Source organism: Roseomonas mucosa ATCC BAA-692 (assembly GCF_000622225.1).
Classification (GTDB): domain Bacteria; phylum Pseudomonadota; class Alphaproteobacteria; order Acetobacterales; family Acetobacteraceae; genus Roseomonas; species Roseomonas mucosa.
This window is the reverse complement of sequence record NZ_JHWD01000025.1, coordinates 1-17,852: the sequence shown is the minus strand read 5'-3', so window position 1 is coordinate 17,852 and position 17,852 is coordinate 1. Positions and strand designations below refer to the sequence as shown.

At 69.7% G+C, this 17,852-nt stretch carries 14 protein-coding genes; 4 read left to right on the top strand and 10 right to left on the bottom strand.

The annotated features are described in order from the left end of the window. Positions 1-186 precede the first annotated feature (186 nt). The 3 genes from BT98_RS0116960 to BT98_RS0116950 form a co-directional block, all read right to left on the bottom strand. Entirely contained in the window at positions 187-906 is a 720-nt protein-coding gene (locus tag BT98_RS0116960) for a ribonuclease activity regulator RraA (RefSeq protein ID WP_019462734.1), read from the bottom strand. 9 nt (positions 907-915) lie between these two features. Next, the gene (gene araD / locus BT98_RS0116955; RefSeq protein WP_019462733.1) at positions 916-2,727 is read right to left on the bottom strand and encodes an L-arabinonate dehydratase; all 1,812 of its coding nucleotides are present in this window, start codon (positions 2,725-2,727) and stop codon (positions 916-918) included. Positions 2,728-2,811: 84 nt separating this feature from the next. After that, positions 2,812-4,392: an aldehyde dehydrogenase (NADP(+)) gene (locus tag BT98_RS0116950; protein WP_019462732.1), complete on the bottom strand. Its 1,581-nt coding sequence runs from the start codon at positions 4,390-4,392 to the stop codon at positions 2,812-2,814. Between the two features lie 189 nt (positions 4,393-4,581). Between BT98_RS0116950 and BT98_RS0116945 the strand changes: the two genes are divergently transcribed. The 3 genes from BT98_RS0116945 to BT98_RS0116935 all read left to right on the top strand — a co-directional run bounded on the left by BT98_RS0116945 (position 4,582) and on the right by BT98_RS0116935 (position 8,116). After that, positions 4,582-5,490, top strand: a complete 909-nt coding sequence (locus BT98_RS0116945; RefSeq protein ID WP_019462731.1) for a LysR substrate-binding domain-containing protein — start codon at positions 4,582-4,584, stop codon at positions 5,488-5,490. Positions 5,491-5,734: 244 nt separating this feature from the next. Further along, a complete protein-coding gene (locus BT98_RS0116940; protein WP_019462730.1) occupies positions 5,735-7,081 on the top strand; it encodes an MFS transporter in 1,347 nt (448 codons plus the stop codon). Between the two features lie 93 nt (positions 7,082-7,174). Beyond that, positions 7,175-8,116 (top strand): 2-hydroxyacid dehydrogenase, encoded by a 942-nt coding sequence (locus BT98_RS0116935; protein WP_019462729.1) that lies wholly within the window; start codon positions 7,175-7,177, stop codon positions 8,114-8,116. Between the two features lie 31 nt (positions 8,117-8,147). On the opposite strand, the gene BT98_RS0116930 is transcribed toward BT98_RS0116935, so the two are convergent. The 5 genes from BT98_RS0116930 to BT98_RS27310 all read right to left on the bottom strand — a co-directional run bounded on the left by BT98_RS0116930 (position 8,148) and on the right by BT98_RS27310 (position 12,683). Continuing rightward, the gene (locus BT98_RS0116930; RefSeq protein WP_019462728.1) at positions 8,148-9,359 is read right to left on the bottom strand and encodes a CaiB/BaiF CoA transferase family protein; all 1,212 of its coding nucleotides are present in this window, start codon (positions 9,357-9,359) and stop codon (positions 8,148-8,150) included. A 16-nt stretch (positions 9,360-9,375) separates the two neighbouring features. Continuing rightward, entirely contained in the window at positions 9,376-10,584 is a 1,209-nt protein-coding gene (locus BT98_RS0116925; protein WP_019462727.1) for an acyl-CoA dehydrogenase, read from the bottom strand. 195 nt (positions 10,585-10,779) lie between these two features. After that, entirely contained in the window at positions 10,780-11,187 is a 408-nt protein-coding gene (locus BT98_RS26245; protein WP_237719410.1) for a response regulator, read from the bottom strand. Positions 11,188-11,449: 262 nt separating this feature from the next. Beyond that, complete coding sequence (locus BT98_RS0116915; protein WP_369699838.1) at positions 11,450-12,265, bottom strand: YoaK family protein; 816 nt, start codon at positions 12,263-12,265, stop codon at positions 11,450-11,452. Positions 12,266-12,407: 142 nt separating this feature from the next. Then, entirely contained in the window at positions 12,408-12,683 is a 276-nt protein-coding gene (locus BT98_RS27310) for a hypothetical protein (protein WP_139341654.1), read from the bottom strand. 251 nt (positions 12,684-12,934) lie between these two features. Here BT98_RS27310 and BT98_RS0116900 point away from each other — a divergent pair, with 251 nt between their 5' ends. Next, positions 12,935-15,259, top strand: a complete 2,325-nt coding sequence (locus BT98_RS0116900) for a molybdopterin guanine dinucleotide-containing S/N-oxide reductase (protein WP_051544299.1) — start codon at positions 12,935-12,937, stop codon at positions 15,257-15,259. A gap of 1,013 nt (positions 15,260-16,272) precedes the next feature. Here BT98_RS0116900 and BT98_RS0116890 read toward each other — a convergent pair. After that, entirely contained in the window at positions 16,273-17,442 is a 1,170-nt protein-coding gene (locus tag BT98_RS0116890; RefSeq protein ID WP_019462721.1) for a hypothetical protein, read from the bottom strand. A gap of 88 nt (positions 17,443-17,530) precedes the next feature. After that, the coding region (locus BT98_RS0116885) for a transposase (RefSeq protein ID WP_027297307.1) at positions 17,531-17,852 on the bottom strand (322 nt) is incomplete at its 5' end.

The following is a 17,852-nucleotide window of genomic DNA, read 5'->3' as shown; positions in this document are numbered from 1 at the left end:
ATCCGGTTGCCCCGGCATGAGCGGGCCATTCATCCGTCTGGGCGGATAAAAGACTAAAATCCTAAAAACACTCAAATCCGAAACAGCACGGGTGATGGAATGTCCCGGCTCGTGAGGAGGGAGCGGCAGCGGCTTCGTCGGCGGCGGCCCGGAGGAGAGGCTGGCCTTTCCTCCGGGCCGGTACGCTCAGCGCCCGTTCTGCTTCCGCCACTCGGCGAAGAGCTCGAGGTTCTTTTCGTTCGTCGCCGGGTAGAGGCCGATGATCGTGTGGCCCTCGCGGACGCGTTCGGTGACGAAGTCCTCATAGGCGGTCATGCCGACCGCTTCCTCGGCGATCTCGTCGGCCAGCGCGGCGGGAAGGATGATCACCCCGTCATTGTCGCCGACCACGACATCGCCCGGAAAGACCGGGGCGTCGCCGCAGCCGATCGGCACGTTGATGTCGATTGCCTGGTTCAGCGTCAGGTTGGTCGGCGCCGAGGGGCGGCTGTGGAAGGCCGGAATGTCGAGCGTCGCGATCTCCGCGGAGTCACGGAAGCCGCCATCCGTCACCACGCCGGCCACGCCGCGCGCCTGCAGGCGCGTCACCAGGATGCCGCCGGCGGACGCCGCGCGGGCATCCTTGCGGCTGTCCATCACCAGCACGGCGCCCGGCGGGCAGGTCTCGACCGCCTTGCGCTGCGGGTGCTCCGGGTCGCGGAAGACGGACATGTCGTTCAGGTCCTCGCGCGCCGGCATGTAGCGCAGCGTGAAGGCCTCGCCGACCATGCTCTCCTTCAGCGGGTGCAGCGGACGGACGTCCTGGATGAACTGGCTCCGCAGACCGCGCTTGTAGAGGATGCTGGCGAGCGTCGCGGTGCTGACAGCCTTGAGCTTGTCCCGGGTCTCGGGCTTGAGCGTGGACATGGCGTTTCCTCAGAAGATCACGGGTTCGGAGACGGGCGCGCCGAAATCGGTGCGCAGGAAGTCGAAGTCGCAGCCCTGGTCGGCCTGCTGGATGTGCTGGCTGAACATCCAGCCATAGCCGCGCTCGAAGCGCTTCTCCGGCTGCTTCCACTCGGCGCGGCGACGCTCCAGCTCCTCATCCGTCACTTCCATGTGGATGGTGCGGGCATCGACGTCGATGCTGACGATGTCGCCGGTCTTCAGCAGCGCCAGCGGGCCGCCGATATAGCTTTCCGGCGCCACATGCAGGATGCAGGCGCCATAGGATGTGCCGGACATGCGCGCGTCGGACAGGCGCAGCATGTCGCGCAGGCCCATCTTCAGCAGCTTCTTCGGCATCGGCAGCATGCCCCATTCCGGCATGCCCGGCCCGCCCTGCGGCCCGGCATTGCGCAGCACCAGGACGGAGTCCGGCGTGAAGGGATAGTTCTCGTCCTCCACCGCCTTCTTCATCGAGGGATAGTCGTCGAAGACGAAGGCCGGGCCGGAATGCTTGAGGAACTTCTGGTCCATCGCGGCGGGCTTGATGACGCAGCCGGAGGGGGCGAGGTTGCCCTTCAGCACCGCCAGCGAGCCCTCGCCATAGATCGGGTTGCCCAACGGCCGGATGACGTCGTCGTTGTAGACTTTCGCGCCCTCGATGTTCTCGCCCAGCGTGCGGCCCGAGACAGTCAGGCAGCCGAGGTGCAGGAACTCGCGGATCTCGTTCATCAGCGCGCGGATGCCGCCGGCGTAGAAGAAGTCCTCCATCAGGTACTGGTTGCCCGAAGGGCGGACATTGCCGATCACCGGCACCTTGCGGCTGTAGCGCTCGAAATCGTCGAGGCCGATATCCTGGCCGGCACGGCGGGCCATGGCGATCAGGTGGATGATCGCGTTGGTCGAGCAGCCCATCGCCATGGCGACGGCGATGGCGTTCTCGAAGGCCTCGCGGCTCTGGATCTTCTGCGGCGTCAGGTCCTCCCAGACCATCTCCACGATCCGGCGGCCGGATTCGGAGGCGAGGCGGATATGGCCCGCATCGGCGGCGAGGATCGAGGAGCCGCCCGGCAGCACCATGCCGACCGATTCCGCGATCGCCGTCATGGTGGAGGCCGTGCCCATGGTCATGCAGGTGCCGTAGGAGCGGGCGATGCCGCCCTCCACGCCCAGCCAGTCCTGGTCGGTGATCTTGCCGGCGCGCAGCTCGTCCCAGTACTTCCAGCTGTCGGAGCCGGAGCCGAGCGTCTTGCCCTGCCAGTTGCCGCGCAGCATGGGGCCGGCGGGCAGGAAGATCGCCGGGATGTTCATGCTGGTGGCGCCAAGCAGCAGGCCCGGCGTGGTCTTGTCGCAGCCGCCCATCAGCACCGCGCCGTCGATGGGGTGGGAGCGCAGCAGCTCCTCCGTCTCCATCGCCAGGAAGTTGCGGTACATCATGGTGGTCGGCTTGACGTAGCTCTCGCTTACCGAGATCGCCGGCAGCTCCACCGGGAAGCCGCCCGCCATCAGGATGCCGCGCTTCACGTCATCGACGCGCTGCTTGAAGTGGACGTGGCAGGGGTTCAGGTCGGACCAGGTGTTGATGATCCCGATCACCGGCTTGCCGGTCCACTCCTCGGGGGAATAGCCCATCTGCATGGCGCGGGAGCGGTGGCCGAAGGAGCGCAGGTCGGCCGGGCCGAACCAGCGGCGGGAGCGCAGCTCCTCGAGCGGCTTGCGGCGGGGGAGCGGCGAGTTCTCGCCGCTCTCGGCCTCCAGCTCGCGCGGAGGCAGGTCGGGAGTTCCCTCGGGGGTCTCAGGCATCGGAAGACGAATCCGTTTCTTGCTTCGGTTCTTGTTCGGATGGGCCGCGGGGCCGGCACGCCGCCGGTCCCGCGGCAGCCGCGTTCAGTTCTTGCCGAGCGCGCCGTCGATGCGGCGCCAGAGGCCGAGCGGGTTGCCGTCGCGCAGCGCCTCCGGCAGCAGCTCGGCCGGGAAGTCCTGGTAGCAGACCGGGCGCAGGAAGCGGCGGATCGCCAGCGTGCCGACCGAGGTGGTGCGGCCGTCGGAGGTGGAGGGGTAGGGCCCGCCATGCACCATGGCGTGGCTGACCTCGACGCCCGTGGGGAAGCCGTTGATCAGGATGCGGCCGACGCGGCGCTCCAGGATCGGCAGCAGCGCGCGGGCGAAGTCCATGTCCTCCGGCTCCATCAGGACGGTGGCGGTGAGCTGGCCCTCCAGCTTCTCCGCCATCTCCTTCATCTTCTCCACTTCCTGGCAGCGGATGACGAGCGAGGCGGCGCCGAAGACCTCCTCCTCCATGGACGGGTCGGCGATGAAGTCCTCGGCCTTCGTGGCGAAGATCGCCGCCTGGCCTTGCGTGTCGCCGGACGCGATCTGGCCCTCGGCCACCTTCTCGACCCGCTTGTTGGCGGCGAGCTTGCCAATGCCTTCCTGGTAGGCCTTGAGAATGCCCGGGGTGAGCATGGTCTGGGCCGGCACCCCGCCCAACGCCTCGGTCGCGGCGCCGAGGAAGCGGGTCAGGTCGGGCCCTTCCGCCGCCATCACCAGGCCGGGATTGGTGCAGAACTGGCCGGCGCCCAGGGTGAGCGAGCCGACGAAGCCCTTGCCCAGCGCCTCGGCCCGCTTGGCCAGCGCGTGCGGCAGCAGGAAGACCGGGTTGATCGAGCTCATCTCGGCATAGACGGGGATCGGCTCGGGCCGGGCGGCGGCGGTCTTCATCAGCGCCGTGCCGCCGGAACGCGAGCCGGTGAAGCCGACCGCCTTGATGTGCGGGTTCGCCACAAGCCCCTGGCCGACCACGGCGCCGGAGCCGTAGAGCAGGGAGAAGGTGCCTTCCGGCAGGCCGCACTGCTGCACCGCGGCCTGGATCGCGCGGCCCACCATCTCGGAGGTGCCGGGATGCGCCGAATGCGCCTTCACCACCACCGGGCAGCCGGCGGCCAGCGCCGAGGCGGTGTCACCGCCCGCCACCGAGAAGGCGAGGGGAAAGTTGGAGGCGCCGAAGACCGCCACCGGGCCCACGGCGATATGGCGCTGGCGCAGGTCCACGCGCGGCAGCGGCTTGCGGTCCGCCAGCGGCGGGTCGATGCGCGCCTCCAGCCAGGAGCCCTCGCGCACCACCTCGGCGAAGAGGCGGAGCTGGCCGGTCGTGCGGCCGCGCTCGCCCTCGATGCGGCCGCGCGGCAGGCCGCTCTCGGCCATGGTGCGCTCGATCAGGGCATCGCCCAGATCCATGATGTTGCTGGCGATGGCCTCCAGGAACCGCGCCCGGTCTTCCAGCGAGGTCTCACGATAGGTGTCGAAGGCGGCCCAGGCGAGTTCGCAGGCGCGGTCCACATCCGCCGCGCTGCCGCCGCCATAGCTGGGTTCCATCGGCTTGCCGGTCTGGGCCTCGATGGCCTGGACGGGCTTGTCGGTGCCGCGCATGGCGCTGGCGCCGATCAGCATTTCGCCGGTGAGCTGCATGGTCGCTCCTCCCTTTTCTGGACCGGGCGGAGGGGATGTCCCGCTTCCGTCCCGTTGTCCTCGCCGGGCGCCACCCTCCCACACTCCGGGGCGAGCGGGGAGCGCCAAGCTGTCACCGGATGCTTGTAAGAGTTACATCTATGCCGGTCCAACTTATAAAATGGATGCGATCATGCAGGAATTGGATCGATGTTCGAGCTGAGCCAACTCCGCTGCTTCGTGGCGGTGGCCGAGGAGCTGCATTTCGGCCGCGCCGCCGCCCGGCTGCACATGACCCAGCCGCCCCTCAGCCGGCAGATCCAGCTCCTGGAGCATGCCCTGGATGTCCGGCTGCTGGAGCGCAGCAGCCGCTCGGTGCGGCTCACCCAGGCCGGGCGCGCCTTCTTTCCCGAGGCAAGGCGGCTGCTGCAGTTCTCGGAAGGCGCAGCGCTGGCGGTCCGGCGGGTGGCGCGGGGGGAGGCGGGCTCGGTCACCATCGGCTTCACCGCCGGCACCAGCTTCGGCTTCCTGCCGCGCTTCGTCTCGCTCGTCCGCCGCAGCCTGCCGCGCATCGACATGGCACTGAAGGAAATGGTGACGCGGGAGCAGATGGAGGCGCTGGCGGCGCAGCGGATCGACCTTGGCTTCGTCCGGCCGCCCTTCGACCGGCGGGGGGTGGAGACCTTTCCCGTCTGGAGCGAGCCCCTGGTCCTTGCCGTGCCGGAAATGCACCCCTTCGCCGAGGAACATGCGGGGCAGGGGCCGTTCCGCATCGCCGACCTCAACGGCCAGGACATGGTCATGTACTCGCCGACCGAGGGGCAGTACTTCCACGGCCTTGTCTCGGACATGGTCCGCTCGGCCGGGGCGCTGCCGAACTATGTGCAGTATATCAGCCAGATCCACACGATCCTGCCGCTGGTCGGCACCGGCCTGGGCCTGGCCATCGTGCCGGCCTCCGCCCGGCGCCTCGGCCTGCCGGGCATCTGCTACCGGGAACTGCCGGGCGCGCCCTCGGCCGATCTCTTCGCGGTGGTCCGCAACGGCGACAGCCTGCCGGCGCTGCGGATGATCCTGCAACTGCTGCGCGGCCCGGCCATGCGGCCGGACGCGGCGTGAGAGGCAGGGGCCTCCGGGCTCCCTGCTGGTCGCACCCGGGCCTGGAGGATCAATTCAACAATCGTATGGATCAATGCCATTTCTGGCTTGGACCGTTATCGCCCCGCTCCCCTATTGGTCTTGCATCAGTTGCATGACGTCTGAGTCGCTTCCGGTCCCTGTCGGGGGAAGGGCAAGCGGATATGGGCACGCAAGAACAAGGGGTGGCGACGGCCATGCCGCCGCTTCCCCGGGAAAGGTCCGCATGAGCAGCACGACATCCATCGGCAACATGGCCGTCCCGGCCGTGAAGGCCACCCGCGTCCGCTACGCGATCCTGGGCCTGCTCTTTCTCGTCACGGCCATCAACTATGCCGACCGCGCGACGCTCTCGATCGCCGGCACCGCCCTGGCGCGCGAGCTGAACTTCGACCCGATCGGCATGGGCTATCTCTTCTCGGCCTTCGGATGGGCCTATGTGATCGGGCAGATCCCCGGCGGCTGGCTGCTGGACCGCTACGGCTCGAAGCTCATCTACGGGCTCAGCCTGTTCTCCTGGTCGCTCTTCACACTGCTGCAGGGCGGCGTGGGCTTCTTCCACCCGACCTCGGCCTTCGTGATGCTCTTCGCGGTCCGCTTCGCGCTGGGCCTCGTGGAATCGCCGGCCTTTCCGGCGAACAACCGCATCGTCGCCGCCTGGTTCCCGACGGCGGAACGCGGCACGGCCACGGCGATCTTCAATTCCGCCCAGTACGCGGCGGTGGCCTTCTTCGCGCCCATCATGGGCTGGATCACCGCGAGCTTCGGCTGGGAATACATCTTCCTCTTCATGGGCGCGCTGGGCATCCTGCTGAGCCTCGGCTGGCCCTGGCTGATCCACAATCCCAAGGACCATCCGCGCGCCAATGCCGCCGAGATCGAGCTTATCGAGAAGGGCGGCGCACTGGTGGACATGGACCGCGCCGGCACCGCGCCGCCGGTGAAGATCCGCTGGACGCATGTGAAGCAGCTGCTGAGCCACCGCCTGCTGCTCGGCGCCTATGCCGGCCAGTATGCCATCACCGCGCTCACCTACTTCTTCATCACCTGGTTCCCGATCTACCTCGTGCAGGCGCGCGGCATGTCGATCATGAAGGTCGGCTTCGTGGCGGCCCTGCCGGCCATCTGCGGCTTCCTGGGCGGCGTGTGCAGCGGCATGCTTTCCGACGCGCTGCTGCGCCGGGGCATCTCGCTTTCCGCCGCGCGCAAGACGCCCTTCGTGCTCGGCATGGCGCTGGCGACGACACTGGTGGCCTGCAACTTCGTCCAGGCGGAATGGGCGGTGATCGCCATCATGGCGCTCGCCTTCTTCGGCAAGGGACTCGCCGCCATCGGCTGGGCGGTCATCTCCGACGCCGCGCCAAAGGAGATCACCGGCCTGACCGGCGGCATGTTCAACGCGATCGGCAACATCGCCGGGATCGTGACGCCGATCGTGAGCGGCTACATCATCGTCGCCACCGGCGCCTATGACGGCGTGCTGCTCTTCGTCGCGGCCCATGCGGTGCTGGCGATCCTGGCCTATCTCTTCCTGATGGGGCCGATCCGCCGCCTGACGCTGCGGCAGGACTGACCCCCAGCCTCCGCCCTCCCGCAGGGGAGGGCGGGGCGGGTCCCGACCGCGAGGCCGGGTTCCCCTCGAACCCCGCAAGAAGAGAGTGACGCCGTGAAGCCAGACATCCTCCTGCTCCAGGCCATGCCGGAACCGGTCGAGGCCGCGCTCGACGCCGCCTATGCCGTCCACCGCCTGCACAAGGCCGCCGACCCGCAGCAACTGCTGCGCGAGGTGGGGCCGTCGATCCGCGGCGTGGTCACCGGCGGCGTGAAGGGGGCGTCCCGCGCCCTGATAGAAGCCCTGCCGAAGCTGGAGATCGTCGCGGTCAGCGGCGTCGGCACGGATGCGGTGGACCTCGCCCATGCGCGGGAGCGCGGCATCCGCGTGACCACCACCCCGGGCGTGCTGACCGACGACGTCGCCGACATGGCCATGGCACTGATCCTGTCGGCGCTCCGCATGACGGCCTTCAACGACCGCTTCGTGCGGGCGGGGCGCTGGCGGGCGGGCGAGGCGCCGCCGCTGGCGCGCAAGGTCACCGGCCGCCGCCTGGGCATCCTGGGCCTGGGCCAGATCGGCCGCGCCATCGCCCGCCGCGCGGAGGGCTTCTCCATGGAGATCGCCTATACCGACCTGAAGCCGCTGCCCGGATGCGCCTACCGCTTCGAGCCGGAACTGCGGGCCCTGGCGGAAGCCAGCGACATGCTGGTCGTGGCGGCCTCCGGCGGGGAGCAGTCCCGCGGCATCGTCGGGCGCGCGGTGCTTGATGCGCTCGGGCCGCGCGGCTTCCTGGTCAATGTCGCGCGCGGCAGCGTGGTCGATGAGGCGGAGCTGGTCGCGGCCCTGGCGGAAAAGCGCCTGGGCGGCGCCGGGCTCGATGTGTTCCTCGACGAACCGAACGTGCCCGAGGCGCTGCTCGGCATGGACAACGTCGTGCTGCAGCCGCACCGCGCCAGCGCCACGGAGGAAACGCGCCTCGCCATGGGGCAGGTCGTGCTGGACAACCTCGCCGCCCAGTTCGCCGGCCGGCCCCTGCCTTCCGCGGTGGTGTAGCCGCCGCCGGGCCTTCCCGGCGGCGGACGGATCAGATCGTGCCCTGTTCCCGCCATTGCGCGATCTCCGCCTCGGACGCGCCGAGACGTTCGCGCAGCACCGCCTCGGTATGTTCGCCGAGGCGGGGAGGCGCCTGCTCATAGGCGATCGGCGTGCGGGAGAAGCGCATCGGGCTGGCCACGCTCGGGACCGTGCCGAGCTCGGGATGCCGCATCTCCAGCCGCATCCCGCGCGCCTGGGCCTGCGGATCGGCGAAGGCGGCCGCGACGCCGTTCACGGGGCCGCAGGGCACGCCCAGCGGCTCCAGTTGCGCCAGCCATTGCGCCGTGGTCTGTCCGGCGACGATGTCGCGCAGCAGCGGCACCAGGACCTCCCGGTTCCGCACGCGCCCGGTGTTGGTGCGGAAGCGCTCGTCCTCCGCCAGGTCCGGCCGCCCGGCGGCGGTGACGAAGCGGCGGAACTGCTCGTCATTGCCCACCGCCAGCACGATGTCGCCATCCACCGTGGCGAAGGACTGGTAGGGCACGATGCTGGGATGCGCGTTGCCCAGCCGCCGCGGCTCCCGCCCCGAGACGAGGTAGTTCAGCGCCTGGTTGGCCAGGGTCGCGATCTGCACATCGAAGAGGGCGAGGTCGATATGCTGGCCCTCGCCGCTGCGGCCGCGCTCGTGCAGCGCGGCCAGGATGGCGGTGGAGGCGTACATGCCGGTGAGGATGTCGGTGATGGCGACACCCACCTTCATCGGCTCGCCACCCGGCTCGCCGGTGACGCTCATCAGCCCGCCCATGGCCTGGAGCAGGAAGTCGTAGCCGGTGCGCTGGCGATAGGGGCCGGTCTGGCCGAAACCGGTGATGGAGCAGTAGATCAGCCGCGGGTTCACCGCCCGCAGCCCATCATGGTCCAGCCCGTATTTCCTCAGGCCGCCGAACTTGTAGTTCTCCAGCACCACGTCGCTTTCGGCGGCGAGGCGGCGGAGGATCTCCTGCCCCTCGGGACGGGTGAAATCCACCGTCACCGAGCGCTTGCCCCGGTTGGCCGAAAGGAAATAGGCGCTGACCTCGCTGGGCTGCCCCGCCGCATCCTCGACATAGGGTGGGCCCCAGCCGCGGGTGTCGTCGCCCGCGCCCGGGCGCTCGATCTTGATCACCTCGGCGCCCAGGTCGGCCAGGTTCTGGCTCGCCCAGGGGCCGGCGAGGACGCGGCTCAGATCGAGGACCCTCACGCCCTCCAGCGGACCGGCCATGCTGCTGCCCGCCCGCTCAGAAGGCGTTCAGGCCGGTCTGGGCACGGCCCAGGATCAGCGCATGGACGTCGTGCGTGCCCTCGTAGGTGTTCACGGTCTCCAGGTTCATGGCGTGGCGGATCACGTGGTACTCGTCCACGATGCCGTTGCCGCCGTGCATGTCGCGGGCCATGCGGGCGATGTCGAGCGCCTTGCCGCAGTTGTTGCGCTTGACCAGGGAGATCATCTCCGGCGCCACCCGGTGCTCGTCGAACAGGCGGCCGACGCGCAGCGAGGCCTGCAGGCCGAGCGTGATCTCCGTCTGCATGTCGGCGAGCTTCTTCTGGATCAGCTGTGTCTGCGCCAGGGGGCGGCCGAACATGACGCGGTTCATGGTGTAGTCGCGGGCGCGGTGCCAGCAGTCCTCGGCCGCGCCCAGCACGCCCCAGGAGATGCCGTAGCGGGCGCGGTTGAGGCAGGAGAAGGGCCCGGCGAAGCTCTTCACCCCCGGCAGGCGGTTCTCCTCGGGCACGAAGACCTCGTCCATCATGATCATGCCGGTGACCGAGGCGCGCAGGCTGAACTTGCCCTCGATCTTGGGGGCGGTCAGGCCCTTCATCCCCTTCTCCAGGATGAAGCCGCGCAGGGTCCCCTCGTCGTCCTTGGCCCAGACAACGAAGACATCGGCGATGGGCGAGTTGCTGATCCAGGTCTTGGAGCCGGAGACGGAGTAGCCGCCATCGACCTTCCGCGCGCGGGTGCGCATGGAGTTCGGGTCGGAGCCGGCATCGGGCTCGGTCAGGCCGAAGCAGCCGACCCATTCGCCGCTGCGCAGCTTCGGCAGGTACTTCTCCTTCTGTGCCTCGGAGCCGAAGGCGTGGATCGGGTACATCACCAGCGAGGACTGCACGGAGAAGGCGGAGCGGTAGCCGCTGTCGACCCGCTCCACCTCGCGCGAGATCAGCCCGTAGGAGACATAGCCGACCCCGGCGCAGCCATAGCCCTCCAGCGTCGCGCCGAGGAAACCCTGCTCGCCGAACTCGTTCATGATCTCGCGGTCGAAATGCTCGCGCCGGTTGGCTTCCAGGATGCGCGGCGCCAGCCGGTCCTGGCAGAAGGCGCGCGCCGCGTCGCGGATCATGCGCTCCTCCTCGTTGAGCTGCTCCTCCAGCAGCAGCGCGTCATCCCACTGGAAGCTGGGGCGTGCCGCCTTGGCCTTCGACTCGTGACCGGGGATGACGTTCATGTGGGCTCCTCCTTGATTCACGCCGGCCCGCCTTGCGCAAGGCGGGCCATCCGGGCGGGCCGCGGCGCAGGGATGCCGCCGGGGCCCGGGATCGCCGGCATTGTGGCGGCGGGTGACGGGAGGTCTACCCCCTTCGCACGGGAAACGCGACATCGCCGGGGGCGAAAGGCGAGGGGCGGCCCGCCGGACAGGGCCTCAGCCGGCCCGAATGAGCTCCCGCACCGTCTCGGCCAGCGAGGACATGGTCAGGGGCTTGGAAAGGGCCCGGTCCCGGCTGCCGAAGCGGCGGTTCTCATAGACCCAGGGGCGGCCGGTGATGAACACGACCGGCAGGTCGGGGAAACGCTGCCGCAGCATGGCGGCGACGTCGAAGCCGTCCTGCACCATGCCGAGATTGATGTCCGTCAGCAGCAGGCGGCAGCGTTCCGCCCCGCCGCAGGCTTTCAGGGCCTCGGAAGGGCCGCGGGCCTCGCGCACGGTCCAGCCTTCGTCCTCCAGGACGGAGGCGAGCGTGGCGCGCACCAGATCGTCGTCATCCACGATCAGCACGTCATAGGCGGCGTGGTCCAGGCGGGCCTGGTCGATCGGGCCGGGTGCGTTCACTTTGGGAGTCTGCATCACGTTGTGGGAAACGGCGGAAAAGGCGGGCGGAAACAGGCGCTGACCCCAGGCCATGTGCGGCCTAGGCTGGGCCGGGAGCGGAGACCCCGGAGACCGGTTTGCCATCCCGGCGCGGGAGAGGAGATCTTTTCAGCCAACGCCTCATCGGGATCCCCGGTACTGCCCCGACAAAAGTTGCACGCGAAATGTCGAATGTCTACCTGGGATTGTATTCCGTGATCGTTCCTCACTCCTGACGATCGGGTCAATCCTGCTGTCGGGACGCCTGCATCGCGGCCGGTGTCAGCGCGGGCTGGACGACGGCGCTGGCGAGCAGCAGAAGCAAAACCGAGAGCGGCAGGAAGGCGATCAGCCCGATATGGCTGAAGCCGACCGCACCCAGGACCCCGCCCACGAAGAAGCAGCCCAGGAAGCTGGACAGCAGGCGCAGCTTGGCGCGGTCCGCCCGTACATGGGGGGCGTTCGCCTCGGTCACGCGGATGTTCCAGTAGCAGAGCTTACCGAGTTCGATCCCGATATCGGTGACGATGCCGGTGACATGGGTGGTGCGAATCCGTGCGCCGGAGATCTTGGTGATGGTGGCGTTCTGCAGCCCCATCAGGAAGCAGAGCAGCGGCACCATCACCGCGATGGCGATGCCTGGAGGCAACTGCTCGCCCAGCAGGCCGAAGCCGGCCACGAGCAGGGCTTCCAGCAACAGAGGCAAGGCATACTGGCTACGCGCGTGATGCCGCCGGCACCAGTTGATGAGGATGGCCGAGCAGGCTGCGCCGCCCAGGAAGGAGCAGAGTGCCGTCAGCCCGGCGAGGAGCACGGTCCAGGCGCCGACCGCAGCGCCGTCCGCCATGGCCGAAACGATGCCCGACATGTGGGAGGTGTACTGTCCCACGATCATGAAGCCGCCGGCATTGATGGCCCCGGCGATGAAGGCCAGGGTCAGGCCGAACTGGATCTCGTTTGGTTCCGACCGGAACAGCATCCTCCAGCCGTTCTGCACCGGCCAGAAGGTGTTCGAGCGGTTCCAGGAACCCGGCTGCAATGCCTCGCCTCCCGACGTCACGGGGTCTCCGGGGACGGCCTGCGCGCCCCGTGCCTGTGCCGCATTCTGCGCCCACGCGGCGGGCTTGTCGCGCCCAAAGGGACGCATCCGGTCTCGCGCCGGGTGCGGGGAAGGGGCGGGGACGCCGTGGTACTGCCGGTCTTCAGAGCCTGGCGCGGGACACCGTTACGCCGGACACCTGGCTGCGCCCTGCCGGCGCTTCGGCCAGCCATTGGCGGGGTGCCTCGGCCTCCAGCGCGGCGGCGAGGTCGCCCAGGGCGTCGAGCGCCTGCTCGACCTTGTTGCGCCAGAAGAAGTTGTTGGCGAGGGCGGGGTGGTCGAGCAATTGCTCCTCTACCAGGCTGGCCAGGACCCGGGTCCGGTGGATCGCCTCCTGGCGCCCGGGGACCGGGGTGCATTCCTCCTCTTCCGTCTTCATGCGGGTGCGCTCCCTGCTCAAGGCCATGCAGATGGGGATGGCCGCCATCGCCGGGGATAGGTCGCCCGCTCCGCCGGCCCCCTTTCTCCGCCGGTTGTGATGGGGTGGCGCCGGAACGTCCCGGAACGGCCGCCATGCCGCACTTGCGATGGACCTGTGCCGCGTCCGGCGCCAAAAGGGCACCCGGATTGCATGTCGCCCCTCGCCCCGGAAGCCTCATCCGGCCGCCAAGGCGTCACGAAAGGATGCCCATGTCGGACGCCGCCGAACTGCCGCCGGTCAGCCTCGCCGGGGACGGCTTCCTGCCGCATACCTCCCATTGGGGTGTCTTCTCGGCCCGGTTGCGGGACGGCGCGCTCGCCGTCCGCCCCTATGCGGGCGATCCCGATCCGAACGGGATCATCGGCAACTTCCCCGCCGCCCTGCGCCACCGTGCCCGCATTGCCCGGCCCATGGTCCGGCGCGGCTGGCTGGAGCGCGGCCCCGGCCCGGACGGCCGGCGTGGGCGGGACGGGTTCGTCGCGGTTTCCTGGGACGAGGTGCTGGACCGGCTGGGTGCCGAGCTGGGCCGCATCCGTGACACGCACGGGCCCGGGGCGGTCTTCGGCGGCTCCTATGGCTGGGCCAGCGCCGGCCGCTTCCATCACGCGCAGAGCCAGGTCCACCGCTTCCTGAACATCGCCATGGGCGGCTATGTGCGCTCGGTGAACACCTACAGCTCCGGCGCGGCCAGCGTGATCGTGCCGCATGTGCTGGGCAGCTACGAGGATTTGACCCGCCGCAACGTCACCTGGGAACAGATCGCGGAGCATACCGAGGCGGTGATCGCCTTCGGCGGCATGGCGCTGAAGAACAGCATGGTGGCGGGCGGCAGCATCAGCCAGCATGTCGAGCGCGGTGCCATGGCCCGCGCCCGCGCCCGGGGCTGCGACTTCCTGCTGGTCGGCCCGCTGCGCAGCGACCTGCCGCCGGAGGCCGGCGCCGAATGGATCGCCAACATCCCCGGCAGTGACACCGCGCTGATGCTGGCCCTGGTGCATACGCTGGTGGCGGAGGGGCTGCATGACCGTGCCTTCCTCGACCGCCACACCGAGGGCTGGGCGGTCTTCGAGCGTTACCTGACGGGCGAGGCGGATGGCCAGCCCAAGGATGCCGACTGGGCCGCCCCGATCGCCGGTATTCCGGCGGAGGAGATCCGTGCCCTGGCCCGCCGCCTGCACGGCAGGCGCGTGCTGGTCGTGGTGGCCCATTCCCTGCAGCGCGCCGAGCATGGCGAGCAGCCCGTCTGGATGGGTGCCGTCCTGGCCGCCGCGCTGGGGCAGATCGGCCTGCCGGGCGGCGGCTACGGCTATGCGCTGGGCGCCATCGGCTATTACGGCCGCCGCAACAGCGCGGTGCCGCTGCCGACGCTGGCGCAGGGGCGCAACCGCGTCGCCGACTACATCCCTGTGGCGCGCATCTCCGACATGCTGCTGAACCCGGGCGGGACCTATCGCTACAACGGACAGACGCGGACCTATCCGGATATCCGCCTCGTCTACTGGGCGGGCGGCAACCCCTTCCACCATCACCAGGACCTGAACCGCCTGCGCCGTGCCTTCGCCGGGGTGGACACGCTGGTGGTGCACGAGATGGCCTGGACCGCCACGGCGCGGCACGCCGACATTGTCCTGCCCTGCACCATGACGCTGGAGCGCGAGGATATCGGCGCCAGCTCCAACGATCCGCTGATGGTGGCCATGCACAAGGTGGCCGAGCCCCATGGCGAGGCGCGGGACGATTACGCGATCTTCGCCGGGCTGGCGGAGCGCCTGGGCCGGGGCGCGGAATTCACCGAGGGCCGCGATGCCCGCCAATGGCTGGAGCATCTCTACGAGCGCACCCGCAGGGGGTTGGAGGAAAAGGGGCTGCCGGCCCCGGATTTCGCGCGGTTCTGGGAGGCGGGCAGCCTGACCCTGCCGCAGGAGCCCGACGATGGCGGCGAGCTGCGCCGCTTCCGCGAGGACCCGGTGGCGAACCCGCTGCCCACCCCCTCGGGCCGCATCGAGGTCTTCTCCCGCACCATCGATTCCTATGGCGAGGCCGATTGCCCCGGTCATCCCGCCTGGCTGCCGCCCGAGGACGCGCCCCGCCCCGGGGCGCCGCTTTTCCTGGTGGCGAACCAACCCGCGACGCGGCTGCACAGCCAGCTCGACTTCGGCGGCCACAGCGCGGGCGCCAAGCATCGCGGGCGGGAGGTGGCGCGGATGCATCCGCTGGACGCGGCGGCGCGGGGCATCGCGGAGGGCGATATCGTCCGCCTCTTCAACGCCCGCGGCGCCTGCCTCGCGGCGGTGGTGGTGACGGAGGATGTGCGGCCGGGCGTGGTGCAGCTCCCCACCGGCGCCTGGTACGATCCGGCCGACCCGGAGGAGGAGGCGCCGCTCTGCGTCCATGGCAATCCCAACGTGCTGACGCGGGATGCCGGCACCTCCGCCCTGGCGCAGGGCTGCACCGGCCAGCTTACCGCGGTTGAGGTGGAGCGCTTCACCGGCAACCTGCCGCCGGTCCGCGCCTTCGATCCGCCCGGCGGCTGAAGGACGCGCGGCGGGGCCGCCACCCTGGCCACGAGGCCGGGGAAGGGCGGGGTGGCCCCGTCGGCCTTTCCCATCATCCGGGTCCGAAATGAAAAGTGGATATCCGGGCTCACCGATACTTGTCGGCTCTGTGGCCGTGCTTTGCCGATATTTGCCGCCTTTGCAGCGTTCCATGTCCGGACAACCCGGAAGGCCGGGTGGACATGAGGTCGTACATGCTGGTGCATAGTAGGTGTCGCCTGTTCGGGGTTCTGGCCCTCGTGCCGATGGCGGGAAGTCTGTCGCCCGATGGCTGTGGCCCGCTTGGCCTCAACTGGTGCGGTGGCTGCGGCGGCCCCGGTGACCCTGGTTCCGGTGACTGGTGCTGAGGCGCTTCGCAGCCTGTGACAGCGGCGGCGGTTCAGGCCAGGAGTTGCCGCCACCCCGGCTGCGATCGCACGCCATCCATCCCGATGAGATCCACCGACGCGCCTGTGTCCGGCGTCACTGACGCGCCAGGCCATGCCGGTCCAGAAAGCCAGGACAATGAGTGCGGTCCGCCGGGCCCGTCCGGAAGTCTTCATCCGCCTTCGGCATGTCACAGGGCCGTGACGCAAGGCCTGCATGGCCGAACGGCTGCCATGCAGCAAAAGCCATAGTTAAACGGGGGAGAGGAGCCCCATTTCCGCGCCATGGATACGATTCCGCTTGGGGACCTTTTCACGATTCTGGGTGGCCTGTTCTGCACGGTGGCCGCCGTTCTCGTGCTGCTCGCCGTTCGTAGCTTCCTGAGGGAAGGGGAAGGCTGACCTCCTTGCGCCGGGCAAAGCCTTCGGGCTGCGCAGGAATGCGGGGGCTGCTGCCCCGGGGCGTCTGGCCCATGCTGCGGCTGGTCGGCTGCGGCACAATCGGACCGGAGGCGGCCACGGTGCGGAAAGGTATTCCGGTCGCCGGCACTGCGCCGAAACTGTCTGTCGGCGGCTTCGTGGGGGCTGCCTGCAGCCACGCACGCTGACCTGCCCCGGGCCCCTGCGTCACGTCACGCAGGCGCCTCGGAGGTCCTTGCGCTCGACCAGGGTCAGTTCCTCACCCAGCTGAGCCCGCTGCAACAGTATCCGGCAGCGCAGGGCGGGTATCAGCCTTGCCTCGCGGGACGCCGGGGCGCTGTCCCGAACCGGCAGGGCGGCTGGGGCCGAAGGGGCGATGGCCTGGACCGGGGACGGGGGCGGCGGCGGGACGGCCGGCCCTGCAACGAGGACCGGTGGTGCGGCGGGTGCCTGCGCGGGCGTTTCCACGAGTGGCTTCTCCACCAGCCGTTTTTCCGCCGGAGGTTCTGGTTCCGCCACGGCGAAGAGGGGCGGCAGGACCTGCGTTTCCCCGGCTGGGGCCGCTTCTTCCGCTGCGTCGGCCGCAGGAGCCGGTGCCAGGACCGGGCCGTCGCCCGACGGTGCCGAGGCCAGCCGTTCCTCCGGTGGACTTGGTGGTGGGAGCGGGATGGGGGGCGCCTCGATCCGGGCGATCCGTTCCAGCAGCCGTGTCTGCGCGTCCCGCAGCGCATAGAGCCGCTTCAGCAGTTCCTCTCCACTGGCACCGCCGCGCTCCTGGCTTTCCGGTGGTGCCTCGATGCTGGCCAGCAGACGGTCCATGGCGGCACCCAGGCGATCGACTCGCGCCATCAGGGCCTCCGGCGTTTCGGCATCCTCCTGCCCCGGCGCCGGGTCCGTCCCGGCCAGGAGATCGGCATCCGGATCCCGCGGGGCCGCGCGGGCCGGCAAGGAAGTCGTGGTGGCCAGCAGCAGGGATTTGCGGTCCACCTGCCCCAGCCGGTCGAGGATCAGCTGCCGTTCCTGGCCCAGTGCCTCCAGCAGCGGAGCGGGGTCGCTCTCCCGGGCTGGGCCCCAGGGATCGGCCTTCCGTGCCGTCATCACCACACCCGCCAGGATGCGGTCGATCGTCAGGCCGATCTGTGCGAGGCGTTCCTGGAGCGCGGCACGCTCCTGCTCCAGCGCCGGCAGGTTTTCCGGCAGGCTGGCGGACCAGGGGACGGCGGCCAGGGCCAGCCTGTCCGGAACCGCCAGCGGGGCCGCTTCCGGCGCTGGCCGGTCCGGCTTGGCCGCGTGGACATCCTGCCACGGCGTCATGGCCGCCAGGCTCGGCGAGCCGCCAAAGAGGAGCAGGCTGGTCAGAATGCGGAAAGAGCGCATGCCGTTCTTGTCCTCACCCCCTGAAGCATCCGCCTGTCTCTTTCGTTGCGGCGCGGTGCGATTTTCATGATCCCAGGCCTTAGAGCGCCTAACAGAACCGCCTAATCTGGCCGAGGCAGACGAGGGCGCAGGCGAGTGTGGTGAAGGCGAGGTGGATGTCGGCGCGGCGCTCGTAGCGGATGGTCAGGCGTCGGTAGCGGGCGAGCCAGGCGAAGGTACGCTCCACCACCCAGCGGTGTCGTCCGAGGCGGGCGCTGCTCTCGATGCCACGGCGTGCGATGCGCGGGGTGATGCCACGGGCGCGGCACTCCCGGCGGCAGCGACGGTGGTCGTAGGCCTTATCGGCGTGGAGTTTGCCCGGCCTTTGCCGTGGGCGGCCGCGATGGCCGATCCTGATCCGCGGCACGGCA